The organism is Sphaerisporangium sp. NBC_01403 (assembly GCF_045040145.1).
Lineage (GTDB): Bacteria > Actinomycetota > Actinomycetes > Streptosporangiales > Streptosporangiaceae > Sphaerisporangium > Sphaerisporangium viridialbum.
In genome coordinates this window covers 3,408,810-3,434,486 of the sequence record NZ_CP109534.1, presented here as the reverse complement: position 1 = coordinate 3,434,486, position 25,677 = coordinate 3,408,810, and the positions used below count along the sequence as shown (strand labels likewise).

Here is a 25,677-nt window from a genome sequence, read left to right as displayed (position 1 = left end):
CCGTATCCAGGCGGGCCTGGCCAGACCGACCCATATCCAGGCGGGCCGGAACCAGACGGGCCGGAACCAAGCGGGCCGGAACCAGACGGGCCGGGACTACATTGCGCGGACGGCGGGGCGGCGGGCCGTTCCGCCGGGATCGCCGAGGCCGTCCAGCGGGACGCGGGCGTCGAGCTCGAACCAGCCGTTCCCGGCCTCGGTGGTCACCTGCCCCCCGAGGGACGTCAGCCGCGTGCTGAGGTTGCCGATGCCGGACGAGCCGCGCCGGACCTCCAGCGAGCGCACCCCGTCGTTGCGCACGCGCAGCCGTACGCCCTCCGCGTCCGCCAGCGTCTCGACGACGCAGTGGCGGGCGGCGCTGTGCCGCAGGACGTTGGTCACCGCCTCCCTGAGCACGGCGCTCAGCACGGTCTCGGCCTCGGCGGGAAGCACGTCGTGGTCCAGGGCCATCGACACCTCGACCCCCGCCGCGGCGAGCACCGAGCGGGCGTGCTCGGCCTCGGCGGTGAGGAGCAGCTCGTGGCTCCCGCCGGACACGGCCCGCAGGTCGGCCTCGGCACGCGCCGTCATGGTGAGCACGTCGAGGAGCTCGGCGCGGGCGCGTGCCGGATCGAGGCGCCGGGCCAGCTCGCACTTGAGCAGGATCGCCGCGAGGCTGTGGCCGAGCAGGTCGTGCAGGTCGCGGGCCGCGCGCAGCCGTTCCTCCAGCACCGCCGAGCGGGCCAGCTCCTCCCGGGCGCTCCGCAGCTCCTTGACGAGCTGGGCCAGGCGGACCAGGCCGTACACGACCAGCCCGGTGACCAGCGTCCCCACCGTGAAGTTGACCGTCTCGGGCACCGGCAGGCCGAGGGCGGCACCCGTCGCGGCGGTGGCCGCCATCACGCACGCGACCAGCGGCCACGCGACCGGCGCGGGGAAGGCGAGCAGGATCGGGCCCGCGAGGAAGCCCGCGACCCCGAGCCACGCCCGGCCGAACGCGAGGATCGGCAGGTAGGTGAGAAGCGCCATCGTCGCCAGCGCCCACATGTGGCGGCCGCTGATCGACCGAAGCTGCAGCACGACGATCACCGCGAGGCAGGCGACCGCCGCCAGGACGTTCTCCGGCGCGTACAGCAGGGCCTTGACGCTGAACCCCACGACGACGGCGGCCAGCAGGACGACGGACAAGGTGTAGGCGGCCTGCTCACCCCGCACGAGCGCCGTCCAACGCCCTTCGGCCCGCTCGCCGGTGGGCGGGGGGACGGGCACGGAGCGCGTCTCGGCGTGGACGGGAAGGGTGACGGTGACCGTGTGACGGCCGCCGGGGGTGAGGCCGGTGGTGAGGGCGCCGCCCGCCTCGGCCACCCGCTGGGGGAGGTCGCCCAGGCCGTCGTCGGCGGCCGTCCGCGCGCCGTCGTTGGTGACGCGCAGGCTCATCCGGCCGTCCGACTCCTCCGTCTCGATCACGCACGTCCTGGCCGTGCCCCGCCGCACGATCTCGGTCACCGACTCCCGCAGCACGGTTGCCAGCAGCGCGCCCGCGAGGCCCAGCGGCTCGGTGTGACCCAGGCGCACCTCGGGGACGACCCCCGCGCTCGACAGCATGGCGCGGGCGGTCGTGATCTCGGGAGCCAGGGACATCGCGCGGTACCCGGCGGCGGCGGTGCGGGCGCCGGCCAGGGCGGCGCGCGCGGTGGCGACGACCTCACCGATCACCTCGGCGGTGCGCGACGGCTCGGCCAGGGCGAGGCGGGCACCTTTCGCGATCGCGGCCAGTCCGTCGCCGAGGCCGTCGTTCAGCTCGGCGGCGATCCGCAGCCGCTCCTCGGCGACGGCGGCCATCGCCAGCGCCAGCCGGGCCGCGTGCGCCTCGTCGGCGCGTTCGGTCAGGCGGGTCAGCCCGTAGATCACGAGCGCGGTCAGCACCATGCTGATCGTTGGCGTCGGCGGTGCCGGACGCGTCGCCCTGGCGCAGGAAGTGGATCGCCGCCGCGCCGGCCGCCACCGCGGGCGCCAGCGGCCACAGGCGGGTGAGCGGCAGCGAGCCGGCCAGGAAGCCGAGGATGCCGACGGAGGTGCCGTAGCCGAGCACCGCCGCGTAGGCGGCGCAGGCCTGCACGGCGAGCAGCGGCACCCCCCGGTACCGCCTCAGGGAGGGCGTCACCCATATGAGCTGCAGCCCCAGCACCGGCAGCCCCATGATGAACCCGAACGGCCCGGCCAGCACGTAGACGGTCATGAACGCGGCGAGCACCATGACGACGATCCCCCGCGCCCGGATGCCGAGTACGCCGTCCAGCAGTCGTGGGGTCGCGCGGCGGCCGGCGCCGGCGCGCCGGTCCTCGGCCGGCAGCACACGAATCACGGGGACATGTCTACCAGTGTCCGAATCATGACGAGGTCATGCCCGACCGGTGATCGGCTCTCTGGTAGGCGATCCGGCAGGTCAGCAGACTGAACGGCATGACGGACGTGGTGCGCTTGGACGCGGTGAGCAAGGTGTACGGGAAGGGCCAGGGCGCGGTGGCGGCCCTGCGCGAGGTGACGGTGGGCATCCCGAGGGGGAGCTTCACCGCCGTGATGGGCCCTTCGGGTTCGGGAAAGAGCACGTTTCTGCACTGCGCGGCGGGGCTGGACCTGCCCTCCTCGGGGTCGGTGCGCCTGGGCGGCACCGCCCTGGACGGCATGAACGAGACCCGGCTGACGGAGCTGCGCCGGCAGCGGATCGGGTTCGTGTTCCAGGCGTTCAACCTGGTCTCGTCGCTGACGGTGGCCGAGAACATCACGCTGCCGCTGCGGCTGGCGGGCGCCGCCGTGGACGGGGCGTGGCTGGCGGAGATCGTGTCGCGGGTCGGCCTCGACGGACGCACCGGGCACCGTCCCGCCCAGCTCTCCGGTGGCCAGCAGCAGCGCGTGGCGATCGCCAGGGCGCTGGTGACCAGGCCCGAGGTCGTGTTCGGCGACGAGCCGACCGGCGCGCTCGACACGATGACCGCTCGGGACGTGCTGACCCTGCTGCGCGAAGTGGTGGACGGGATGGGCCAGACGGTCGTGATGGTGACGCACGACCCGGTGGCGGCCTCCTACGCCGACACCGTTCTCTACCTGGCCGACGGCCGGATCGTGGACTCGATGACCGCCCCGACCTCGGACAAGGTCGCCGAGCGGATGACCAGGCTCGGAGCGTGGGTGTGATGGTCTGGCTGGCACTGAAGACGCTGCGGCACCGCAAGGCCGGGTTCGTCGGCGCGTTCCTCGCCCTGCTGTGCGCCGCCGCCCTGGTGTGCGCCTGCGGCATGCTGCTGGAGACCGGGCTGCGCGGAAGCGTCGCCCCCCAGAGGTACGCGGGCACCCCGGTGCTCGTCGCGGGCGACCAGTTCGTCCGCGAGACCGTCCGCAAGTCGGCGGAGAAGAGCAAGTCGAAGGCCAAGCCGCTGTCGGAGCGGGCCTGGATCCGCGCGTCCCTCGCCGATGAGCTCAGGCGCGCGCCCGGGGTGGAGAAGGTCGTCACCGAGGTGACCTTCCCGGCCTACACGAAGGACGGCCCGCTCACCGGCCACGGCTGGGAGTCGGCGGCGCTCACGCCCTACACGCTGGCCGAGGGGCGCGCGCCCCGGGCCGACGGCGAGGTCGTGGTAGAGGCGGGCCTCGGCCTCCGTCCGGGGTCCGTCCTCACGGTCTCCTCCACGGCCGCCCCGCGCCAGTACCAGGTGGTGGGGGTGACCCGCCAGACCCTGGGCAGCCTGTTCTTCTCGACGCAGGAGGCCCGGCGGCTGGCAGGAAGGCCCGGGATGGTCAGCGCCATCGGCGTCTTCCCCAAGGTGGACGTCTCGGTCCAGGGCGCGGTCGCCTACAGCGGGGACGACCGCGGCAAGGTGGAGTTCCTCGACGCCGAGAAGTCCCGGGTCAAGCTGATCAGCCTCGGCGGCGCCCTGGGCGGCACATCGCTGCTGGTCGCGATCCTCGTGGTGGTGGGCACCTTCGCCCTGTCCATCCAGCAGCGCCAGCGCGAGCTCGCCCTGCTGCGGGCAGTCGCGGCGACGCCCCGGCAGATCCGCGAGCTGCTCGGCGGCGAGGCGCTCATGGTGGCCCTGGCGGCAGGGGCCGTCGGCTCCGCCGCGGGCGTCGGCCTTGGCTTCTGGCTGCGCTCCCGCTTCGTCGCCCTCGGCGCGATGCCGGAGAACCTCGCACTGGTCGTCAGCCCGTTCCCGGTCTTCGCGGCCCTGCTGGCGACCGTGGCGGCGGCGTGGGCGGCGGCGCGCGTGTCGGCCCGCCGCACGGCGCGCATCCGTCCCGTGGAGGCGCTCGGCGACGCGGCGCTGCCGTCGGCTCGCCTGCCCTGGGGCCGGCTGATCGCCGGGCTGGCGTTCACCGGCGGCGGCGTCGCGCTGACCCTCGTGCTGTCGGCGCTGTCGACGGAGGCCGCGTCCAGCCCGGTCACCATGCTGACCGCCCTGGTGTGGACGGTCGCCGTGGCCCTGCTCGGCCCGATCGTTGCCCGGGCGGCGGTCGCGGTGCTCGGCGTGCCGCTGCGGGCCTCGCGGGTGGGCGGGTACCTGGCCGCCGCCAACCTGCGCGCCGGATCGCGGCGCCTGGCCTCGGTGATCACCCCGCTCAGCCTGATGGTCGCGATGACCTGCACGATCCTGTTCGTGCAGACCACGATGGAGCACGCCGCCGAGCGGCAGGCGACCTCGGGCACCAGGGCCGACTACACGCTCGGGCCGCGCGTCTCCGCCGCCACGGCCTCGGCCGTGCGGAAGGTGCCCGGCGTGGCCGCGGTGACCGAGGTGCTGCGCGGCTCGGTCAGGATCGGGCTGGAGAAGTACGGCGTGCAGGGCGTCACCCCCGCCGGGCTCGAACGCACCCTGGACCTCGGGGTCACCTCTGGCTCCCTGCGGGGCTTCGGCCCGGAGTCGATCGCGGTCAGCGACACGGCGGCCGAGCGGCTGGGCGTGTCGGTGGGCGGCCAGGTGAGCCTCACGCTCGGCGACGGCACCCCAGCCGTGGCCAAGGTCGCGGCCATCTACGCGAGGGGTCTCGGGTTCGGCGACCTCACCCTGCCCATCGACGTGGTCGCCGGGCATGTGGACGACCCGCTCGGCACCCTGCTCGTCTCCGCGCCCTCCGTGCCGCGCGAGCTTCTCCAGCGGGCCGCCCCCGGCGCCCTGGTGCTCGACCGGGCGCGGGCCGCCGAGGTGAGCTCCTCCAACGCCGAGGTGAACTACGCGGCCATGGGGCTGATCATGGCGTTCACCGCGATCGCCGTGGTCAACACGCTGGCCATGTCCACCTCGGACCGTTCCCGCGAGTTCGCCCTGCTCCGCCTCGTCGGCACGACGCGGCGCCAGGTGCTGCGGATGCTGCGGCTGGAGACGCTGACCGCCGCGCTGATCGCCGTGGTGCTCGGCACGCTGATCTCCCTCGTGACGCTGTCGGCGTTCAGCCTCGGCATGACGGGGTCGGCGCAGCCTTATGTCCCGCCGCTGACCTACCTCGCGGTGGTCGCCGCGGCGGGCGCCCTGGCCCTGGCGGCGACCGTGCTGCCCGGCCGGTTCGCCCTCAGGGAGCGCCCCGCGGAGGCCGTCGGCGCCCGCGAGTGACATCGGGGCGGCTAACCGTTTGATCACGGTGGAATGCGAGGGGAATGCCGGGGTACGGTCCCGATCATGGCCGATTCGGAGACGTCGGGGCGATTGGTCGCGGGGCGCTACCGGCTGGTGGAGCCACTGGGGCGCGGCGGCATGGGCGTCGTCTGGCGGGCAGTGGACGAGCTCCTCGGGCGGGAGGTCGCCGTCAAGGAGCTGCACTGCATCAACGGGCTCACGGGCCCGGAGCGCGAGATGTTCACCACCCGCACGTTCCGCGAGGCCAGGGCCGCTGGGCGGCTGAGTCACCCCGGCGTCGCGGCCGTGTACGACGTGTTCGAGGAGAGCGGCCACCCCTGGATCGTCATGCAGCTGGTGCCCTCCCGGACGCTGGCGTCCATCCTCGCCGAGGAGGGCCCGCTGCAGCCCCGGCGGGTCGCCGAGATCGGCGCCCAGGTGCTGGCGGCACTGCGGGCCGCTCACGCGGCGGGCGTGCTCCACCGGGACGTCAAGCCGGACAACGTGCTCATCACCGGCGACGGCGACGCCGTGCTCACCGATTTCGGCATCGCGACCCTCGATGACGACTCCCCGATGACCCGGACGGGCGTGCTCATGGGCACGCCCGCGTTCATCAGTCCCGAGCGGGCGGCGGGCGGGCAGGCGGAGCCGGTCTCGGATCTGTGGTCGCTCGGTGTGACGCTGTTCCTGGCGGTGGAGGGCCGGTCGCCGTTCCACCGGAGTCACGCACTGGCGACGCTCGCCGCCGTCATGTACCAGGAGCCGGAGCCGTTCACCCTGGCCGGCGCGCTGGCCCCGGTGATCGAGGGACTGCTGGTCAAGGATCCCGAGGCCAGGATGACCGCCGACGAGGCGGCGCGGCGGCTGTCGGCGGTCGCGAGCGGGCAGGCGGCCGAGCCCTTCCAGACGGCGCGGGGGTCGACCGTACCGCCGGCGCCGCAAGGACGAGGGCGGCGGGGCATCATGATCGGGAGCGCGACCCTGGTCGTGCTCCTGGGCCTGGCGGCGGTGGGCGGGGTGGCCTACGTGACGGCGTCCGGTCCCGATGCCGGGCAGGCCGTCTCCGCCGTCAGCACCCCGACGGTGACCGTATCGCTGATCCGGACCGTCACGCCCCGGATCACCGCGCGGCCGGTGGCGCGCCGCACGACGGAGCCGGTGCCGGTGCCCACCGGCGGCCGGAGGACGAGCGAGCCCGCCACCGGGACGACGCCACCCCGGCCACCGGTCACGATCCCCTCCGGCTCCGGCCAGAGCAATGGCAACGGCTCGAACGGCAACCACTACGGCGCCAACAACGGCAAGAAGCCGAAGAAGGGAAAGTCCAACGGGAACGACAAGAACGACTGACCGCCCGCGGGCTCGGGCGGGCGGGGGTCAGCCGGTGAGGAACTCCTTGAGTACGGGGGCGACGACCTCGGGCGCGGGCGCCCGCCGCCGGGCGTGCCCCGCGAGGGCCGCGAGCCCCCCGGTCACGCCGGGCTGTGGGTCGTGTGCCGGTCGGGAACGCACGGCTCGGCCAGCGGCAGGCTGACGAGGAAACGCGCGCCTCCGACGGGGGAGGTGCCCACCTCGATGGTGCCCCTGTGGGCCTGGACGATGTCGCGGGCGATGGCCAGGCCGAGGCCGGTGCCTCCCCGGTCGCGGCTGCGGGCCGCGTCCAGCCGGGTGAACCTCTCGAAGATCCGTTCCCGGTCGGCCACGGCGATGCCGTCCCCGTCGTCGTCCACCACGATCTCGGCGTTGCGGCCGTTCGGGCGTACCTCGACGGACACCGAGTGCCTGGCGTGCCGTTCGGCGTTGTCCAGCAGGTTGGTGACCACGCGGACGATCTGGTTGTGGTTGGCCTCGGTGCTCACGCCGGGCGCGAGCCGCAGGCGCACCCTGCCGGGGTGGGGCCGCCTCGACACCTCCGCCCGCACGACCGCCGCGAGGTCGACCTTCTCGCTGCTCCTGACAGCGCCGGTCCCGACCCGCTCCAGCAGCAGGAGGTCGGTGATGATCGACTGAAGCCGGTCGACGTCCCTCAGGGAATGCGCGAGCAGTTCCTCGAGGTCGGTCTCGCCGGGGTGCAGCTGGGCCTCCTCCAGCTGCGCGCGCAGCCCGGCGACGGGGGTTCGCAGCTCGTGCGAGGCGTCGGCGGCGAACTGCCGCTGCTGGTTCAGCGCCCGCTCCATCCGCCCCTTGGCGTGCTCCAGCCGCTCCAGCGTGCTGTTTATCGTCCGGGCCAGCCGGGCGATCTCGTCGTCGCACATGGGTTCGGGCACGCGGGTGCTCAGGTCGTTCACGTTGATCGCGGCCAGCTCGGCGCGGATGCCCTCCACCGGCCGCAGCGTCCGGCCGGTGACCTTCCAGGTCGTCGCGGCGGCGAGCGTGATCAGGGCGATGCCCTGGGTGACGAAGATGGTGTTGATGAGGCCGGTGGCGCTCTCGGCAGGAGCGCGTCTGCCGGCGTAGACCACGGGCGAGTCGGCCGCGCCGGTCTCCCGCAGTGCGGAGAGGCGGACGCAGCCGACCTTGCTCTGCGTGCAGTTCTGCACGTCCTCCTGCGGGTCGCGCGGTTCGGGCCAGGCGGTGCTGATCGGAGGCAGCCCCCGGGCGGCGGTGGAGGCGGCGATCACATGATGGTCGGGGCCGACGATCTGCACCAGGTCGATGCCGGGTACCTCGGATCTGATCTGCCCCTTCGGGTGTCCCAGGCGGTCGGCCGCGGCGGCGATCGTCGCCTCCTGCCTGGCCTCCAGCCACACGGTGTTGGCCACGGACTGGTGTGCGACCACACCGGCCAGCACGCCCGAAGGTACGAGGAGAAGTATCGCGAGAAGGCTGACCAGGGCGGTGACTCGCCCACGGATGGAACGGGGATGGACTCGCGTTCCCCATGGAAGCCGATATGAGGTACGTACGCGTTCCTCACCCAACATGATCATCTTTCCCTGCGACCTGTGTTCCCCAACGTGGTCTGCCGCGGCCGGCGTTGTTGTCCGCCGCCGGTAGGGAGACCGGTGCCAGGTGTAGTCCTGGTGTCGTGGCTTTGGTGATGCTCCGCCGGGTGCGCCTCGCTGGGCGGCAACGGGGGCGACATCCACTGTGCTCGGCCGGCTTCGCGACCGGGCTCCCGCGCGGGTCGCCATCCGGCTGGGATAGCGCTTTCCGCACCTTTCTTCAGATGTGCTTCCTTCTGATGGCTGAGATCGGCCGACCGGCCGGTGGCTCATGGTGCCCGTGGCGCCGCGACCGGAGCCTGCGCTGAGAGGGCCCTGTGGGCGTCTCCGGGGGGTGTGCTCCGCGACCGATGCTCGCCGTGTGCGCGGCGGGCCGGGTCGTGGCGGTGCGTTCGCGAGCTATCTGGAAAAACTCAAGTTAGCACGTCAATCGGGCGTTACAAGATCACCCAATGCGTTTTAGGCAATCCTAACCCACTACTTACATGTCTTATGAATAGTGTATACCGAATACCGTACTCATGTATAACCGGGGGGCGGCGAACCGGGCGGCGCGGCCGGAGGCTAGCCCCGCGTGGGGGAATAGGGGGCGACGTCCAGGGGCGGGGTCTCGCCGACGGCCAGGCAGGCGGCCACGAGCCCGGCGTACGGCCCGGCGGTCAGGCCGTACGCGCTGAGGCCGGTCGCGACGACGACCCCCTCACGGAGCATCCCGAGCAGGGGAAGCCCGTCGGCGGAGACCGGACGCAGCCCCGCACGGGTCTCGGTGACCGTGGCGTCCGCGAGCCCGGGCGCCAGCCGCACGCCGGCGGCCAGCACCTCGGCGAGGCCGCCCGCGGTCACGCGGGGGTCGAACCCGGCGTCCTCGACCGTCGCGCCGAGGACCACGCGCGACCCGGGGAACCCCAGCAGGTACGGGCCGAGCCGGGGCAGGACGATCGGCCACCCGGCGGTCTCCACCCCGGGAAGCCCGGCGTGCACGATCTGGCCGCGCCGGGGCCGCACGGGTGTCATGTGGCCGAGGGGACGGCAGACCTCGCCCGACCAGGCTCCCGCGGCCACCACGACGGCGTCCGACTCGACCGGCGAGCCGTCGAGGAGGGGAGCGCCCGAGGCGGTCAGGGAGACCGCGCCCGTGAGCACCCGCGCCCCGTGCCGTACGGCGGCGCGCATCAGGGCGTCGCGGACGGCCCGGCCGTCCACCCGCGCCGCGCCCCCGACGCGCAGGGCGACCAGCCCGGGACTCAGCGGCGGGAACAGCGCGCCGGGCCGGTCGACCTCGGATATCTCGCCCATTTCGGGGGCCGAGGGCCGCCGGCTCCGCAGCAGCGCCTCGACCTGCACCAGCTCGGCGGGGTCCTCCGCCACCAGCAGCGCGCCCACCTCGGCGTGGCTGGTGCCGGGCTCGCCGTCCTCGGCAAGCAGCCCGGCGAGCCGGGGGTAGTAGCGGGCGCCCTCCAGGGCGAGGTGGTACCAGGCGTCGTCGCCGTCATGGTCCACCCACGGGCAGACGATGCCGGCTCCCGCGCCGGTGGCCTGCCCGGCGAGCGGCCGGTCGATCACGGTCACCGCCACACCCCTGAGGCTCAGGTGGTAGGCGGCGCTCGCTCCAACGATTCCACTTCCGGCGACGACGACCCGATCAGTCATGGCTGCATGATCTCAGCATCCCTCGCGGGGCCGGGAGCGGGCGGGGTCAGCGAGCCCGGACGCGAGGGTGGGCTCACAGCTTGTCGATCACCGTTCCGAGCCGGCTCGGCCCCACCTGAGCGCACGTCACCTCGCGGTGAGCGAGCAGGTGTTCGCCAGGTCCCCGGAGGCGGGGCGGGGGAGGGTGGCGTCGGCGGGCGGTGCGTCGCCGCGCGTGGTCCAGCTTTCAAGGGCGGCGAACGCGCTGCGGAAGCACGGCAGGATCGGGCGCAGCAGGCCGGGATAGGCGTCGTAGAGCCCGTCGACGTGGTTGCCGCCCTCGATCCGGTAGTACCGGTGCAGCGGGTCGCGTCCCCGCGAGCGGATCAGCTTCTCGTAGACGTCGGAGTCCTCGCCGATGGGGAGCAGCGTGTCGAGCGTGCCGTGCAGGGTGATGAGGGGCCGCCCGATGCGCCCGGTGAGGGAGATCCGCTCGACGGCCTTCTTCACGGCCCGGGGCCGGGTGGCGTAGTCGTAGTCGGTGTCGCACCCCGGCGTCCCCGAGGCGCAGTACGGCGTGCCCGCCTCGGTGGCGCCGTCGTAGGCCGGGTCCAGCTCCTCCCGGTAGAGCCGCTGCGTGAGGTCCCAGTAGACCTTGTAGTGGTAGTCCCAGAGCGGTTCGGAGCCGGGCGCGAAGCCCGCGGCGATCATCGCGTCGTGGGCGGCGGCGTCGCCGGTGGCGGCGTACGCGGGGTAGGCGCGGAGCGCGGCGGGCAGGGAGGTCATCAGGTTGGGGCCGTCCTCCCGCCAGAGCGTGCCCTCCCAGTCGACGCCGCCGCTGTACAGCTCGGGGTGGTTCTCCAGCTGCCAGCGCACCAGGTAGCCGCCGTTGGAGATTCCGGCCGCGTACGTCCGGCGGGGCGCCCGGCCGTACCGCTGCGCCACGACCGCCTTGGCGGCGCGGGTGAGCTGGGTGACGCGGTCGTTCCACTCCACCAGCGCGTCCCCGGGCTTCACGCCGTCCTGGTAGAACGTCACGCCGCTGTTGCCCTTGTCGGTCGCGGCGTACGCGTACCCCTGGGCGAGCACCCAGTCGGAGATCGCGAAGTCGTTGGCGTACTGCCTGCGGTTGCCGGGGGTGCCCGCGACCACCAGTCCGCCGTTCCAGCGCTCGGGCAGGCGGATCACGAACTGGCTGTCGTGGTTCCAGCCGTGGTCGGTGTTGAACGTCGAGGTGTCGGGGAAGTAGCCGTCGATCTGGGCGCCCGGCACGCCGGTCGGGTTGGTGGCGCCCGCCGAGGTGAGCCCGGCCCACTCGGCCGCGATGGAGTGCCCGGACGCGACCGTGCCCGCGGTGGTCAGGTCGTCCAGGCAGGCGGAGATCTGCTTCTCCGCGCCCGGCACCCTGACGCGCTCGACCCCCGCGCAGGGAGCGGCGGCGGCGCCGGCGGCGGACACCGGGCCGATCAGGGAGGCGCCGATCGCGGCGGCCGTTGCCAGGCCCAGTAGCCGGCCCCGCCGGACTCGGGTTGATCGCATGGGGACTCCTCAGATGGCGTGCGACGTGCTGTCGATCGAGTGACCGCCATGGTGGCCATCGACTGTGAGCTGGGCCACGTCCGCGACCCCCACATTTCGGCTTCCCGGTATGTCGCCCGCGCCCACGTGCCCGGCCGGCGGGCCGCCACAGGGATGCGGCGGCGCTCCCGGCGGCGGCCCGGATGGGGGCCGGGCCTACGTGGCCCGGCCACACAACGAGGTATCCGCCGACGTCGCGGCCCTGTGACCTGCGGCGGATGTGGGGGGCACCCGCCTTCTGCCCGCTCATTGTGTGCCATAGCCACATGGAACACCTCCCCGGGCTCGCTTAGTGTTCCGCGTCACAACGACTTCGTCCGTTAACGCCAAGGTGACCTGGACGAAACCCACCGGACGACGCCGGGGATGAGCCACGAGGAGGCCATATGGACGGTCCCGTCCTGCGGGCGCAGGGCCTGGCCAAGGAGTTCCGGGGCTTCCGCGCCGTCGACGGCGTGGACCTGGACATCGCGGACGGCAGCGTGCACGCGCTGGTCGGGCCCAACGGCGCCGGCAAGACCACGCTGTTCAACCTGCTGACCGGCTTCCTGAAGCCGAGCGCCGGCCGCATCCTGCTCGGCGGGCACGACCTGACCGGCAGGCGCCCCGAGCAGGTCGCCCGCCTCGGGGTCGCGAGGTCCTTCCAGATCACCAGCCTGTTCCCGCAGATGACCCCGCGCGAGCACGTCGAGCTGGCACTGGCGGGCGCCACCGGCGTCACCTGGCGGTTCTGGCGGTCGCACCGGCTGCTCGACCGGTTCCGCGACCGGGCGCTGGAGCTGCTGGACCAGGTCGGGCTGGCCGGGCACGCCGGGCACGCCGGGATCCCGGCGGGCACGCTCGCCTACGGCCACAAGCGCGCCCTGGAGCTGGCCCTCGCGCTGGCGCTGGACCCGAAGGTGCTGCTGCTGGACGAGCCGACGGCCGGCATGGGCGTCGAGGACGTCGACCGCACCGTGGAGCTGGTCAGGAAGGTGCGCGCCGGCCGGACGGTCGTGATGGTCGAGCACAACATGAGCGTCGTCTCCAGCCTGGCCGACCGCGTGACGGTCCTGCAGAGCGGCCGCGTGCTCGTCGAGGGCCCGTACGCCGAGATCCGCCACGACCCCCGCGTCATCAGCGCCTACCTGGGAGACGCCAATGCCGAGCACTGACACCGAAACAGGCACCGGCCCGATCCTCCGGGTCGGCGGCCTGTCCGCCTGGTACGGCGAGGCGCAGGTCCTGCGGGACGTGTCGATCGAGGTGGGGAAGGGCGAGATCGTCACGCTGGTCGGCCGCAACGGCGCCGGCAAGACGACGCTGCTGCGCTGCCTGATGGGCCTGCAGGGCCGTTACTCGGGGGACATCGCCTTTCTCGGGGCGGACATCACCCGGCTCCCCGCGCACCGGCGGGCCCGCCACGGCCTCGGGTACGTCCCCGACGACCGCGGGGTCTACTCGACGCTGACGGTGGAGGAGAACCTGACCCTCCCGCCCGCCGTCGGCCCGGACCCCTGGCCGCTGACCCGGGTGTACGAGACCTTCCCCCGGCTGCGGGAGCGGCGGTCCTTCCCCGGCACCAAGCTGTCCGGCGGCGAGCAGCAGATGCTGGCCCTCGCCCGGGTGCTGCGGATGGGCGCGCGGCTGCTGCTCTGCGACGAGCCGACCGAGGGGCTGTCCCCGCTGATCGTCCAGCAGATCGGCGAGATCCTCCGCGAGGTGAAGCGGCAGGGCACGACCGTCCTGCTGATCGAGCAGAACGTGCACTTCGCCGCGACGGTCGCCGACCGGCACTACCTGCTCGCCGAGGGCCGGATCGTCGAGTCCCTGGACAACGACGAGATGCGGGCCCGGGAGCACGAGCTCCTCGACTACCTCGGCATCTGACCAGGACCCACTGGATCGGCCGCCCCGGATCCGATCCGGACGTCCCGGATCGGCCGCCCCGGAACCCACCCGAAGAACCGACAGGAGAAGTACATGAAAGCTCTGGGCCGAGCGGCCGCCGTGGTGGCGGCGGGAGCCACGATCGCCGGTTGCGCAGGCGGACCCGGCAGCGGGGGGAGCGGGGACAAGATCAGCGACGGCAAGGTGGTGCTCGCCGTGCTCAACGACCAGTCGGCGATCTACGCCGACCTGTCGGGCAAGAGCAGCGTCGAGGCCGTCAACATGGCCGTCGCCGACTACAAGGCGAAGTACGGCGACAAGGCGGTCGTCAAGGACATCGAGGTCCTGTCCGCCGACCACCAGAACAAGCCGGAGGTCGCCAACTCCAAGGCGCAGGAACTCTACGACCGGCAGCACGCCGACGTCGTGCTCGACGTGCCCTCCTCGGCCGCCGCGCTGGCGGTGGCGGGGGTCGCCAAGGCCAAGAAGAAGATCTTCATGGACATCGGCGCCGCCACAACCGAGCTCGAAGGCGCCCAGTGCAACAAGTACACGTTCCACTACGGGTACAACACCTACATGCTGGCCCACGGCACCGGCGACACGGTCACCAAGGACGGGTCGAAGAACTGGTACATCGTCTACCCGGACTACGCCTTCGGGCAGGACATGCAGAAGAACTTCACCGCGGCCGTGAAGGGCGCCGGCGGCACGGTCATCCAGAGCGACCCCGCGCCGTTCCCGAACGACAACTTCTCCACGTTCCTGCTGAAGGCCCCGGGCCTTACCCCGAAGCCCGAGGTGCTCGGCACCATGCAGGCCGGCGGTGACCTGGTCAACCTGGTGAAGCAGTACAACGAGTACAAGCTCCGCGACAAGGGCATCGGCCTGGCGGTCGGGCTGATGTTCATCACCGACATCCACTCGCTCGGCCCGGACGCGCTCGCGGGCACCAAGTTCACCGACGCGTGGTACTGGAACGCCACCCCCGAGAACCGCGCCTGGGCCGACAAGTTCCAGGCCAAGGTGAACAAGCGGCCGAGCTTCCCCAACGCCGCGAACTACTCCGCCGCCACGCAGTACCTGGAGGCCGTGCAGCGCGCGGGCACCGACGACTCCGACGCGGTGGTCAAGCAGCTCGAAGGCTTCAAGTTCCAGGACGTCTTCGCGCGGAACGCCACGATCCGGGCCCAGGACCACCTGCTCCTGCACGACGTCTCGCTGGCCCAGGTGAAGCCGTCGAGCGAGGTCAAGGAGCCCTGGGACTACGAGAAGATCCTCAGCACCATCCCCGCCGACCAGGCGTTCCAGCCCGCCGACCCCGCCTGCAAGCTCTGAGCCGCGCCGGGCGCGGCCACCCGCGCCCGGGTTCCGAGCCCCCCGGCCGGGGCCGCCCCGGCCGCACGCCCCACGGCGGGGGCGCCCGCCCCCGCCCGTCCCCTTGGAGGTCACCGTGCTTCAACAGGCGTTCAACGGCCTGGTGGGTGGCGCCTTCTACGCCCTGCTCGCCCTCGGCCTCGCCGTCATCTTCGGCATGCTGGGCGTCGTCAACTTCGCCCACGGTGCCTTCTACATGCTCGGCGCGTTCGGCTCCTACGTGCTGCTGGACTCGTTCGGCGTGAACTTCTGGGTCGCGCTGGTCGCGGTCCCCATCGTGCTCGGCCTGGCGGGCACCGTGCTGGAGCGGCTGTTCATCCGGCGGCTCGCGCCGCTGGACCCGCTCTACAACTTCCTGTTCACCTTCGGCCTCGCGCTGATCCTGCAGGACCTCGTCAAGCGGGAGTACGGCGTGCAGTCGCAGCCCTACCCCCGCCCCGACCTGCTCTCGGGCACGGTCGACCTTGGGCTGTTCGGCTACCCGGCCTACCAGGTGTTCGTGCTGGCCGTCTCCGTCGTCGTCTGCGCGGCGGTGTGGGTGGTCCTCACCCGCACCCGCGTGGGCATGATCGTGCGGGCCGCGACCGAGCGGCCCGAGCTGACGCGCGCCCTCGGCATCGACGTCGCCCGCTGGGTCACCCCGGTCTTCGGCTTCGGCATCGCGCTCGCCGGGCTCGCTGGAGTGCTCGCCGCCCCCATGCGCGCGGTCAACCCGCTCATGGGCGGCGACCTGATCATCACGGTCTTCGCGGTCGTGGTCATCGGCGGGCTGGGGTCGATCTTCGGGTCGGTGGCGGCCGGGTTCGCGATCGGGCTGATCTCCGCGCTCGGCAACCTTTACGTACCGGCCCTGTCCCAGACGCTGGTGTTCATCCTGATGGCCGCCGTGCTGCTCTGGCGGCCCGCCGGCCTGTTCGGACGCGAGGAGGCGCTGTCGTGATCCTTTCCCGGCTGGCCGCGAGGCCGATCCTGCTCGTCGCCGGGCTGTTCCTCGCCCTGGCCCTGCCCTGGATGGTCTACCCTCCCGTCGCCCTGGACATCGCCTGCTGGGCGCTGTTCGCCGCCGCGCTCGACCTGCTGCTCGGATTCACCGGGCTGCTGTCCTTCGGGCACGCCGCGTTCTGGGGCGGTTCCGCGTACGCCGCCGGCCTCATCGCGCTGCACAGCGGGCTGCCGTTCCCCGTCGCCGTGCTCGGCGGCGCGGCGTTCGCGGCCGTGCTCGCGGTCCCCATCGGCTACCTGTCCGTACGGCTGCGCGGCATCTACTTCGCGATGGTCACCCTGGCCTTCGCGCAGATGGTCTACTTCGTGGTCAACCAGTGGCGGGACCTGACGGGCGGCGAGAACGGCCTGCAGGGCGTCCCGCGCGAGCTGCTCGGCCTCGACCTGTCCGACTCGTTCGTCTTCTACTACGCCGGGCTGCCCCTGGTGCTCGCCGGGTTCGTCGCGGTGTGGCGGATCGTCCGCTCGCCGTTCGGCAGGGTGCTGGTCTCGATCAGGGACAACCCGGCCCGCGCGCAGGCCCTCGGCTATCCGGTCCAGCGCTACAAGCTCCTGGCCTTCGTCCTGTCGGCCGGGCTGTCCGGGCTGGCCGGCGGGCTGTTCGCCATCGGCCACGGCTTCGCCTCGCTGGAGAGCGTGTACTGGACGACGTCCGGGCAGGCCGTGATGATGGTCGTCCTCGGCGGCATCGGCACGCTGTGGGGCGGCGTCATCGGCGCGGCCCTGGTCGTCGAGCTGAACGACTACCTGGTGACCGCCGGCTTCGAGGGCATCGGCATCGTCACGGGCACGATCTTCGTGATCGTGGTGCTCGTGTTCCGGCGGGGCATCTGGGGGACGGCGCGCCACCTGCTGGAGGCCCGCTCCGGCGGCCGCCGGCCGGGGGAGCGAGGCCCCGGGGACGCGCCCGACGGCACGCCCGCCCCCACCCAGGGCGTCGGCTCGCCGGTGTAGCGCCCTGATCCGCGATTCGTGTCCGAGGTAGCTCGCCGCATTCCCGTACTTCTAGGAGCAACTGCTGTGGTTTCAACGAGCGTGACCGCCGGGAAGGTGGCCGAGGTGGACCTGACCGGCCGGCGTGCCCTGGTGACGGGCGGAGCGAGCGGCATCGGCCGGGCGTGCGCCCGGCGGCTGGCCGGGGCGGGGGCGGAGGTCGTGATCCTCGACGTCCGCGAGGAGGTGGCGCGCGAGGCCGCCGAGGAGATCGGCGGGCTGGCCCTGGCCGCCGACCTCACCGACATGGCGGCCGTCGACGCGCTCGACTTCGGCGGCGTGGACATCCTGGTCAACAACGCCGGCTTCCAGCACGTCGCGCCGATCACAGAGTTCCCCCCCGAGGTCTTCTCCGCGATCCTCAAGATCATGGTCGAGGCGCCGTTCCGCCTGGCACGCAAGGCCCTGCCGGGGATGTACGAGCGCGGCTGGGGCCGGGTGATCAACATCTCCTCGGTGCACGGGCTGCGCGCCTCGCCGTACAAGGTCGCCTACGTCACGGCCAAGCACGCCCTGGAGGGACTGTCCAAGGTGATCGCCCTGGAGGGGGCCGCGCACGGGGTCACCTCCAACTGCGTGAACCCCGCCTACGTCCGCACGCCGCTGGTCGAGGAGCAGATCGCCGACCAGGCCCGCGTCCACGACCTGGACCCCGGCCAGGTCGTGGAGCAGATCATGCTGGCCCCTGCCGCGATCCGGCGCCTGATCGAGCCGGACGAGGTCGCCGAGAGCGTCGCCTTCCTCTGCTCGCCGCAGGCGTCCATGATCACCGGCGCGTCGCTCACCATCGACGGCGGCTGGACCGCACGCTAGAGCGGCCGCGATGGTCGGGGGATAAATCGTGATCAAGGGGACAATGAACCCCATGAGCTGCACCGTCTTTCTCGAACTCCTCGCCCGGGAGGCCCCGCCCGTCGAGTTCGAGGCCCCGCTGGTCGAGGCCCGCGCCGCCGGGGCCGCCCCGGAGATCCTCGCCGAGCTCGACCGCGCCAAGCTCGCCGCGCTGCGCGTGCGCGCCCTGCTGGAGCACCGCGCCCGCCGCGAGGCCGAGCTGTCGGCGCTGTTCGAGACCGCGGGCGACCTGGCGGGGCTCAGGGACGTGGGCGCCGTGCTCGAAGCCATCGTCCGAAGGGCACGCAGGCTGCTGCACGCGGACATCTCCTACATGACGCTGCACGACGCCGACCGCGGCGACACCTACATGCGGGTCACCGACGGCTCGGTGTCGGCCGCGTTCCGCGCTCTGCGGCTGCCGATGGGCGCCGGGCTGGGCGGCCTGGTCGCCCAGACCGGCACGCCGTACGCCAGCCCGGACTACTTCGCCGACGAGCGCTTCCGGCACCGCACCCATATCGACGTCGCCGTCAAGGAGGAGGCGCTGGTCGCCATCCTCGGGGTGCCGATGCGGCTGGGCGCGCAGATCATCGGCGTGCTGTTCGCCGCCAACCGCAGTGCCCGCCCCTTCGCCCAGGAGGAGGTGGCGCTGCTGGCCTCGCTCGCCGCGCACGCCGCCGTCGCCCTGGACAACGCCCGCCTGCTGGAGGAGACCCGCACCGCGCTCGGCGAGCTCAGCGCGGCCAACCAGCTCATCCAGGCGCGCAGCGCGGCCGTCGAGCGGGCGGCGCAGGCCCACGACCGCATGACGAGCCTGGTCGTCCGGGGCGGCGGGGTCGAGGACGTCGCGGCCGTCGTCACCGACATCCTCGGCGGCGCGCTCATGGTGCTCGACGCGGACGGGCGCAGGCTCGCCGCCGTCGGCTCCGTCGGCGACCTGGACGAGGCGGAGGTGGCCGGCGCCGCCGCCGCCTCCAGCGGCCTCGGCCGCACCGTCCAGCGCGGCGACCTGTGGGTGGCCTCGGTCGCCTCGGGCGCCGAGAACCTCGGCACGCTGGTGCTGCGCACCCCCGACGAGGTGTCGGGCACCGACCAGCGGATCCTCGAACGCGCGGCCCTGGTCACCGCCCTGCTCCTGCTCTTCCGCCGCACCGCCGCCGCCGCCGAGGGCAGGGTGCGCGGAGAGCTCCTCGACGACCTCCTCACCGGCAGGGACGTGCACTCCGACGCCATGTACGGCAGGGCGCGGCTGCTCGGGGTCGACCTCGACGCCCCGCACATCCTGGTCGTCGCCAGGCACCCGGCGGGGGACCCTGGCCCCCGCCAGCGCACGGCGTTCTGGGCCTCGTCCGACGCCGCCTCGCGCCACGGGCTGGTGGCGGCGCGGGGCGAGGAGACCATCCTCCTGCTGCCCGGAGTCCACCCCGGGGCCGCGGCGCAGCGCGTGGCGAAGGAGCTCGGCGGATCCCTCGGGACGCCGGTCACGGCGGGCGCCGCGGGCCCGGTCCAGGGCCCGGCCGCCGTGGCGGACGCCTACCGCGAGGCCAGGCGCTGCGCGGAGGCCATGCTCGCGCTGGGGCGCGCGGGGGAGGGCGCGAGCTGCGACGAGCTGGGCTTCGTCGGCCTGCTCATCGGCCAGGACCGGGACGTCGCGGGGTTCATGGAGTCGGCGCTCGGGCCGGTCCTCGCCTACGACCGGCGGCGCGGCACCGCGCTCGTCCAGACCCTGGACACCTATTTCGGCGTGGGATCCAGCCTGTCGCGCACGGCCGAGCGCCTGCACATCCACGTCAACACCGTGACCCAGCGCCTCGACCGGGTCGGGAGGCTGCTCGGCGACGGGTGGCAGGCGCCGGAGCGCGCCCTTGAGATCCAGCTCGCCCTGCGCCTCAACCGCCTGGGCCCGCTGCCCCGGCGTCCCGGACGATCGGGCGAATGAGCCGCATGTCATGTATCGCTCTCGCAATAAGTCGACGAGATTGCGCAATATTGCCGGAGTGTTAACCGGTCGCCGGTAGCTCCTGCGGGACTGGCCCGGCATCGATCGGGATCCCCTACGGCAGCGGGATTTCCGTTCCCGCGGAGCTTTGTTCGGTCCCTAGCTGTGGTGATGGGCCGGGGGCCGGGAGAACCCCGTACCACGCCGCTCCGCCCGCCCTTACAAGGCACTCCCATAACCGATGGCTATGGTGTCAGCGGCTTGCGTCGTTTTTTACAGTATGCTTGCGGCGTGACACGTCGACTTGCGGAAGTTGCTAAGAAGGTCGGGGTCAGTGAGGCCACGGTCAGCCGTGTGCTGAACAGCAAGCCCGGGGTGTCCGACTCCACGCGTGCCGCGGTGCTCACCGCGCTGGACGTGCTCGGATACGAGCGGCCGACCCAGCTGAGAGGTGAGCGCGCCCGCCTGGTCGGTCTCGTGCTGCCCGATCTCGGCAACCCCATCTTCCCCGCCCTCGCCGAGGTCGTCGGCGGCGCCCTCGCGCAGCGCGGCTTCACCCCCGTGCTCTGCACACGCACGGCGGGAGGGCTGTCGGAGGCCGACTACGTCGAGATGCTTCTTGAGCAGCAGGTCTCCGGAGTGGTGTTCGCCGGCGGCCACTACGCCGAGGCCGACGCGCCGCACGAGCACTACCACCGGCTCCTCGGGCTGCGCCTGCCGGTCGTCCTGGTCAACGCCGCGACCGCCAGCCTCGACTTCCCGCGCGTGTCGACCGACGACGCGGTCGCGGTGGAGCAGGCGTTCAGCCACCTGATGTCGCTCGGGCACGAGCGCATCGGGCTGGTGCTCGGCCCCGAGGACCACGTCCCCTCGCGGCGCAAGCTCAAGGCCTTCACCCTCGCGGCGCGGCGCGCGGGCCTGGAGATCGGCCCCGGCGCCGTCGAGCGCAGCCTGTTCTCCCTCGAAGGCGGCCAGGCCGTGGCCACCCGGCTCGTCCGCGAGGGCATCACCGGCATCATCTGCGCCAGCGACCCGCTGGCCCTCGGCGCGATCCGCGCGGTGCGCCGCCTCGGCCTGTCGGTGCCGCAGGACGTCTCGATCGTCGGCTTCGACGACTCCGCCTTCATGAACTGCACGAACCCCCCGCTGACCACCGTGCGCCAGCCCATCGAGGCGATCGGCCGCGCCGCGGTGACGCTGCTGGTCAACCAGATCGAGGGGGCACCCGCGACCGCCGAGGAGCTGCTCTTCGAGCCCGAGCTGGTCGTCCGCGGCTCCACCGCGCCGGCCAAGGTACGGGCGCTCGCCGCCTGAGCGCCCCGGTGGCGGGCCTCAGTCCTTGAGGCTCTGGACTAATACTCCAGCTGTAGTTCGTGATGATCCGTGGGCAGAGTAGGGGCATGTCTACGTACGAGACGATGTCGTTCCACCTTGAGACCGAGCGGCTGATACTGCGGCCGTGGGCCGAGTCGGACGCCGCTGAGCTCCGTGCCCTCCACTCCGAACGCGGCAACGGGACGCCCACGGTTGAGCACACCCGGACGCTCATCGCGAAGCAGCTCACCGCAACGGCGACAACGGGGATCGCCCTGCTGCCCATCCAGCGCCGTGACGAAGGCGACTTCATCGGCTATTGCGGGTTGATCATCGGCCGCTCCACCCTAGAGGAGCCTGAAATCGCGTATGAGTTGTTCCAGCGCGCGCATGGGCGTGGCTACGCCACCGAGGCGGCCAGCGCGGTGCTCGACGCCGCTATAGCGACCGGGCGGAAACGGCTCTGGTCGACCGTCGGCACATGGAACACACCGTCGTTCCGTGTCCTTGAGAAGCTCGGGTTCGAGCGGGATCACGTTTCCACGGACGATAGCGGTGAAGTGGTATGGCTCACACGCTCGTTGCCGTGACGCGGGGTCGCGCCCCGGGACTTCATGCGCACGTGATCGAGTGCGCTCAGGCAGAGTAGGCGGCTTGACGGCAGTGGTGGCTGGCTCGGGATCGGGCTTGGTGGCGGCGACGCCAGTGGGACCATCCGAGCCGGTGGGCCGTGTCGTGGATGCGTTGGGCAACGAGGGCGATGAACAGGCGGGCGATCTCGTTACAGGTGAGCGGGATCAACGTGTCCTGCTGGCCCCGTTGCCGGTCGAGCCGTTCGAGATCGGCCGGCTGCTGACGCCGAGGGTGACCCTGCACGGGCAGATCAGCGTGCGCACCAACCGCTACTCGGTGCCGATCCACCTGGCCGGGCACCAGGTGCGGGTCATGTTGTTCGCCTCCCATCTGGTCGTTTACCACAAGGGCGTGGAGGTGGCCCGGTGGGCCGCGGCCCGCCGCAAGCGCGGGGACGCCGACGGGACGCGGGCGCTGATCGAGGTGCTGCTGCACCGGCGGATGGAGCATCGGCACGTGGTGGCCGGGATGGAGGCCACGTTGAAGGTGGGTGCGCTGACCGCTGATGCCGTGGCGTTGGAGGCCCGCAAGATCGTCTCGTCGAGGACGTCGAGGACGTCGAGGACGTTGAGGACGTTGAGGACGTTGAGGACGTCGAGGACGTCGAGGACGTTGAGGACGTCGCGGCCTGGCGGGCCGGGTACACGCTGCGGGTGCTGACGGCCTGAGCGCATGCTGGAGGGGCGGGTTGGGGCTTGCGGGCTGTATGGGGGAGGATCGGGCGGTGCACGGGAACGAGGAGACGCGCCTGCGGGTGACGCTGCTCGGCACCCTTGAGGTGTGCCGCGGCGACGCCGTGGTGGCCGTTCCCGGCGCCCGGCTCCGCAGCCTGATCACGCGGCTGGCGCTGGCCGGCGGCCGACCGGTCGAACCGGGCGTCCTGGTCGATGCGCTGTGGCCGCAGGAGCTCCCGGCCGACCCGGCGAACGCGCTGCAGTCGCTGGTCTCCCGGCTGCGCTGGCTGCTCGGCGAGGCCGGCGCGGTCACTCGGTCCGAGGGCGGCTACCGCCTTGACGTCACGGAGGACGACGTTGACGCGCTGCGGTTCGAGCGACTGGCCGCGCACGGCCGTGACCGGCTCCGGGCAGGCGATCCCCGGGCGGCGGCCGGGCTGCTGGGCCAGGCGGTCGCGCTCTGCGGCGAACCGTCGGTGATCGCCGCGGTCGCCCCGGCGGTCGCGACGCGGCTGGCCCGCACCGCGGTCGAGGCGGGCGCGGATCTGGCCGAGGCGGAGCTGGCGCTGGGCCGCGCCGACGACGCCGCCACCCGGCTAACCGCCCTGCTCGCCGAGCACCCGGCGGACGAGCGGCTGGCCGCGCTGCAGATGGACACGCTGGCCGCCCAGGGCCGCCAGGCCGACGCCCTCGACCTGTACGAGCGGGTGCGCGAGACCCTCGCCGACCGGCTCGGCGCCGACCCCGGCGCCGCCCTGCGCGAACGCCACCTGCGCCTGCTGCAGTCGACGGCTCCCGCTCCCGAGGCGCAGCGCGAGGCGCCCGCGAGCAATCTGCCCGCCGCCCTGACCAGCTTCATCGGGCGCGACGACGACCTCGCCCGGATCGACACGCTGCTCGCCCGCGGGCGCCTCGTCACGGTGGTTGGGCCGGGCGGGGCCGGCAAGACCCGGCTCGCGGTCGAGGCGGGCCGCCGCCACCGCCACGAGTACCGCGACGGCACCTGGCTGGTCGACCTGGCCGCGGTCACCGAGCCGGCCAAGGCCGGCGCGGCGATGCTGGCCGCGATCGGGCTGCGCGGCGCCGCGCTCTTCGAGGCCTCCGGCCGGATACGAGCCGGGCGCAGCGAGCTGGACGTGCTCGCCGACCAGCTCAACGGCCGGGAGAGCCTGCTCGTGGTGGACAACTGCGAGCACCTGATCGACGCCGTCGCGCGCCTGATCGCCGCGCTGCTGCCGCGCTGCGCCGGGCTGCGAGTACTGGCGACCAGCCGCGAGCCGCTCGCGATCGACGGCGAGGCGCTGGTCCCGCTCGGCCCGCTGGCGCTGCCGGGCCCCGGCGACGGCCTCGAGGACATCCGCCGCAGCGCGGCGGTGCGCCTGTTCACCGAACGGGCCGCGGCGGTGCGCCCCGGCTTCGGCATCGACGAGCAGACGCGCGCAGACGTGGTCCGGCTGGTGCGCGGCCTGGACGGCATGCCGCTGGCGCTGGAGCTGGCCGCGGCCCGGCTGCGGACCCTGTCGCTGGCCGAGCTCGCCGCCGGGCTGTCCGACCGGTTCCGGCTGCTCACCACGGGCAGCCGGGCCGCGTCGCCGCGGCACCGCACGCTGCGCGCGGTCATCGCTTGGAGCTGGGATTTGCTCGGCGAGAACGAGCGTACGGTGGCAGAGCGGGTCTCGGTCCTGCCCGGTGGCGTAACGCTGGAGTCGGCCGCCGCGGTCTGCGCCGGCACCGCAGTGCTCCCGGGCGAGGTCCCCGAGCTGCTCGCTGCCCTGATCGACAAGTCGCTGCTGTACCTGGCGCCCGACGCGGGCCGCTACCGGATGCTCGAGACCCTGCGCGAGTACGGGATCGAGCGGCTCGCCGACCGGGGCGCGCTCGACGCCGTTCGGGATCTCGCCGCCCGCTACCTGGCCGATCTGGTCGCCCGCGTGGAGCCGCTGCTGCGCGGCCCCGATCAGCTCGCCGCGCTGCGCGTGATGCGCACCGAGTACGACAACGCGCTCGCCGCCCTGCGCCACCTGTGCGACACCGGCAACGCCACCGCGGCCGTCACGCTCGCCATGGATCTCTCCTGGTACTGGCAGATGCTCGGCCGGCATGCCGACGCGGCGTACTGGCAGGGGGAGGCGCTGGCGCTACCTGCCGCGGGGCACACACTGGACCGCGACTCCGCCGAGGCAGTGCTCCTGTTCAACCGCATCAACGCCCGTTCCCCGCTGACCGTCGAGGGCCTGCAGGAGAACGAATCCGCGCTGCGGACTCTGGCCGATCGCCTACTCGCCCACCCGTTGCTGCCCGGATTCGCCGGCGTCCTGGCCGCGATCACGCTCCACTTCCTGCGGGAGCACGAGGCGTCGCTCGCCTTGGTTCAGCATGTCGTCGACGGCCCCGACGTCTGGCTGTCCGGGCTTGCCCACATGTTCCGGGCCTCGTTCGCCGAGAACGAGGGCAACCTCGACCCGGTACGCGCCGATGTGGCCGCCGCGCTCGACGCCTTCGGCCGGGCCGGCGACCGCTGGGGCCTGGCCACCGCACTGCCGATGCGCGCGCTGCTGCGGCAGTACGACGGGGACCTCGACGGCGCGTTGGCGGACCTGCGCGAGGCCCGGGCACAGGCGCAGGAATTCGGTTCGCTGAGCCTGGCCGACGAGATTTTCCTCGACGTGCGCTGGATCGACCTCTACCTGCGGCGGGGCGAGGACGCCCGGGCGAGAGCGATGCTCGCCGCGGTCCGCGAGCGGGCGGAGCGATCGGCGTCGCCGGAGCTGGTCGTCATCGTCACCGCTCTCGAGGCCGGCACGTGGCTGCGGCTCGGCGACCCGGACCGCGCGCAGGCCCGCATCGAGGCGGCCGAGGCGGAGATGGCCGGCCGACCCCCGACCGGCGGCGATCACGGCCAGGCGGTCGTCAGCTCGGTGCGGGCCTCGCTGTGCCTGCGGCGGGGCGACGCCGAGGGCGCCGAGGTGGCGCTGGCCCGGGCGTACGGGGCGGCCCTGGAGAGCCGGGACTTGCCGATCATGGCGATGGTCGCGGTGATCGAGGCCGAGCTGGCCGGGCTGCAGGGGCGGCACCGGGACGTGGCCCTGCTACTCGGCGCGGCGGCCCGGCTGCGCGGCACCCACGACCTCAGCGACCGGCAGATCCAGGCGATGGTCGCCCGCGGCCGCACGGCGCTGGGCGAGGACGTCTTCGCCGCGGCGTACCAGGGCGGCTGGCAGCTGGACGGGAAGACGGCCTCGCTCCGGGTCGATCCGGCGCGCCTGCGCCGGGAGTTGGACGGCCCGGTGCAGGCGTAAGCC

General features: G+C 73.0%; 19 protein-coding genes. 15 read left to right on the top strand and 4 right to left on the bottom strand.

Annotated elements, in window-relative coordinates; translation table 11 throughout:
- Positions 1 to 96: 96 nt before the first annotated feature.
- On the bottom strand, positions 97 to 1,908 hold the full coding sequence (locus tag OG589_RS15865; protein WP_405149791.1) for a histidine kinase: 1,812 nt from the start codon (positions 1,906 to 1,908) through the stop codon (positions 97 to 99).
- Positions 1,909 to 1,916: 8 nt separating this feature from the next.
- Between OG589_RS15865 and OG589_RS15860 the strand changes: the two genes are divergently transcribed.
- The 4 genes from OG589_RS15860 (at position 1,917) to OG589_RS15845 (ending at position 6,938) form a co-directional block, all read left to right on the top strand.
- On the top strand, positions 1,917 to 2,063 hold the full coding sequence (locus OG589_RS15860; protein WP_405149789.1) for a hypothetical protein: 147 nt from the start codon (positions 1,917 to 1,919) through the stop codon (positions 2,061 to 2,063).
- Positions 2,064 to 2,442: 379 nt separating this feature from the next.
- Positions 2,443 to 3,174 carry an ABC transporter ATP-binding protein gene (locus OG589_RS15855; protein ID WP_405149788.1) on the top strand — a complete coding sequence of 244 codons (732 nt, stop codon included), beginning with the start codon at positions 2,443 to 2,445 and terminating at the stop codon, positions 3,172 to 3,174.
- Positions 3,174 to 5,582 carry an FtsX-like permease family protein gene (locus OG589_RS15850; protein ID WP_405152055.1) on the top strand — a complete coding sequence of 803 codons (2,409 nt, stop codon included), beginning with the start codon at positions 3,174 to 3,176 and terminating at the stop codon, positions 5,580 to 5,582. Before OG589_RS15855 ends, OG589_RS15850 begins: the two co-directional genes overlap by 1 nt.
- A gap of 66 nt (positions 5,583 to 5,648) precedes the next feature.
- On the top strand, positions 5,649 to 6,938 hold the full coding sequence (locus OG589_RS15845) for a serine/threonine-protein kinase (protein ID WP_405149786.1): 1,290 nt from the start codon (positions 5,649 to 5,651) through the stop codon (positions 6,936 to 6,938).
- 122 nt (positions 6,939 to 7,060) lie between these two features.
- On the opposite strand, the gene OG589_RS15840 is transcribed toward OG589_RS15845, so the two are convergent.
- From OG589_RS15840 to OG589_RS15830, 3 genes are all read right to left on the bottom strand, one after another.
- The gene (locus OG589_RS15840) at positions 7,061 to 8,380 is read right to left on the bottom strand and encodes a sensor histidine kinase (RefSeq protein ID WP_405149784.1); all 1,320 of its coding nucleotides are present in this window, start codon (positions 8,378 to 8,380) and stop codon (positions 7,061 to 7,063) included.
- A gap of 717 nt (positions 8,381 to 9,097) precedes the next feature.
- Positions 9,098 to 10,183 (bottom strand): NAD(P)/FAD-dependent oxidoreductase, encoded by a 1,086-nt coding sequence (locus OG589_RS15835; protein WP_405149783.1) that lies wholly within the window; start codon positions 10,181 to 10,183, stop codon positions 9,098 to 9,100.
- 126 nt (positions 10,184 to 10,309) lie between these two features.
- Positions 10,310 to 11,701 carry a tannase/feruloyl esterase family alpha/beta hydrolase gene (locus OG589_RS15830; protein ID WP_405149781.1) on the bottom strand — a complete coding sequence of 464 codons (1,392 nt, stop codon included), beginning with the start codon at positions 11,699 to 11,701 and terminating at the stop codon, positions 10,310 to 10,312.
- Between the two features lie 425 nt (positions 11,702 to 12,126).
- On the opposite strand from OG589_RS15830, the gene OG589_RS15825 reads away from it, so the two are divergent.
- The 11 genes from OG589_RS15825 (at position 12,127) to OG589_RS15775 (ending at position 25,674) form a co-directional block, all read left to right on the top strand.
- On the top strand, positions 12,127 to 12,894 hold the full coding sequence (locus tag OG589_RS15825) for an ABC transporter ATP-binding protein (protein ID WP_405149780.1): 768 nt from the start codon (positions 12,127 to 12,129) through the stop codon (positions 12,892 to 12,894).
- A complete protein-coding gene (locus tag OG589_RS15820; protein WP_405149778.1) occupies positions 12,881 to 13,609 on the top strand; it encodes an ABC transporter ATP-binding protein in 729 nt (242 codons plus the stop codon). Before OG589_RS15825 ends, OG589_RS15820 begins: the two co-directional genes overlap by 14 nt.
- A 93-nt stretch (positions 13,610 to 13,702) precedes the next feature.
- Entirely contained in the window at positions 13,703 to 14,947 is a 1,245-nt protein-coding gene (locus OG589_RS15815) for an ABC transporter substrate-binding protein (protein ID WP_405149777.1), read from the top strand.
- A 115-nt stretch (positions 14,948 to 15,062) separates the two neighbouring features.
- Positions 15,063 to 15,926 (top strand): branched-chain amino acid ABC transporter permease, encoded by an 864-nt coding sequence (locus OG589_RS15810; protein ID WP_405149776.1) that lies wholly within the window; start codon positions 15,063 to 15,065, stop codon positions 15,924 to 15,926.
- Entirely contained in the window at positions 15,923 to 16,942 is a 1,020-nt protein-coding gene (locus tag OG589_RS15805; RefSeq protein ID WP_405149774.1) for a branched-chain amino acid ABC transporter permease, read from the top strand. Before OG589_RS15810 ends, OG589_RS15805 begins: the two co-directional genes overlap by 4 nt.
- Positions 16,943 to 17,008: 66 nt before the next feature.
- Positions 17,009 to 17,794 carry a 3-hydroxybutyrate dehydrogenase gene (locus OG589_RS15800; protein ID WP_405149773.1) on the top strand — a complete coding sequence of 262 codons (786 nt, stop codon included), beginning with the start codon at positions 17,009 to 17,011 and terminating at the stop codon, positions 17,792 to 17,794.
- 52 nt (positions 17,795 to 17,846) lie between these two features.
- Entirely contained in the window at positions 17,847 to 19,754 is a 1,908-nt protein-coding gene (locus OG589_RS15795; protein WP_405149772.1) for a helix-turn-helix domain-containing protein, read from the top strand.
- A 291-nt stretch (positions 19,755 to 20,045) separates the two neighbouring features.
- On the top strand, positions 20,046 to 21,068 hold the full coding sequence (locus OG589_RS15790) for a LacI family DNA-binding transcriptional regulator (protein ID WP_405149770.1): 1,023 nt from the start codon (positions 20,046 to 20,048) through the stop codon (positions 21,066 to 21,068).
- Positions 21,069 to 21,154: 86 nt separating this feature from the next.
- Positions 21,155 to 21,658, top strand: a complete 504-nt coding sequence (locus OG589_RS15785; RefSeq protein ID WP_405149769.1) for a GNAT family N-acetyltransferase — start codon at positions 21,155 to 21,157, stop codon at positions 21,656 to 21,658.
- 133 nt (positions 21,659 to 21,791) lie between these two features.
- Positions 21,792 to 22,361, top strand: a complete 570-nt coding sequence (locus OG589_RS15780) for a Mu transposase domain-containing protein (RefSeq protein WP_405149768.1) — start codon at positions 21,792 to 21,794, stop codon at positions 22,359 to 22,361.
- Positions 22,362 to 22,425: 64 nt separating this feature from the next.
- A complete protein-coding gene (locus OG589_RS15775; RefSeq protein ID WP_405149767.1) occupies positions 22,426 to 25,674 on the top strand; it encodes a BTAD domain-containing putative transcriptional regulator in 3,249 nt (1,082 codons plus the stop codon).
- Positions 25,675 to 25,677 lie beyond the last annotated feature (3 nt).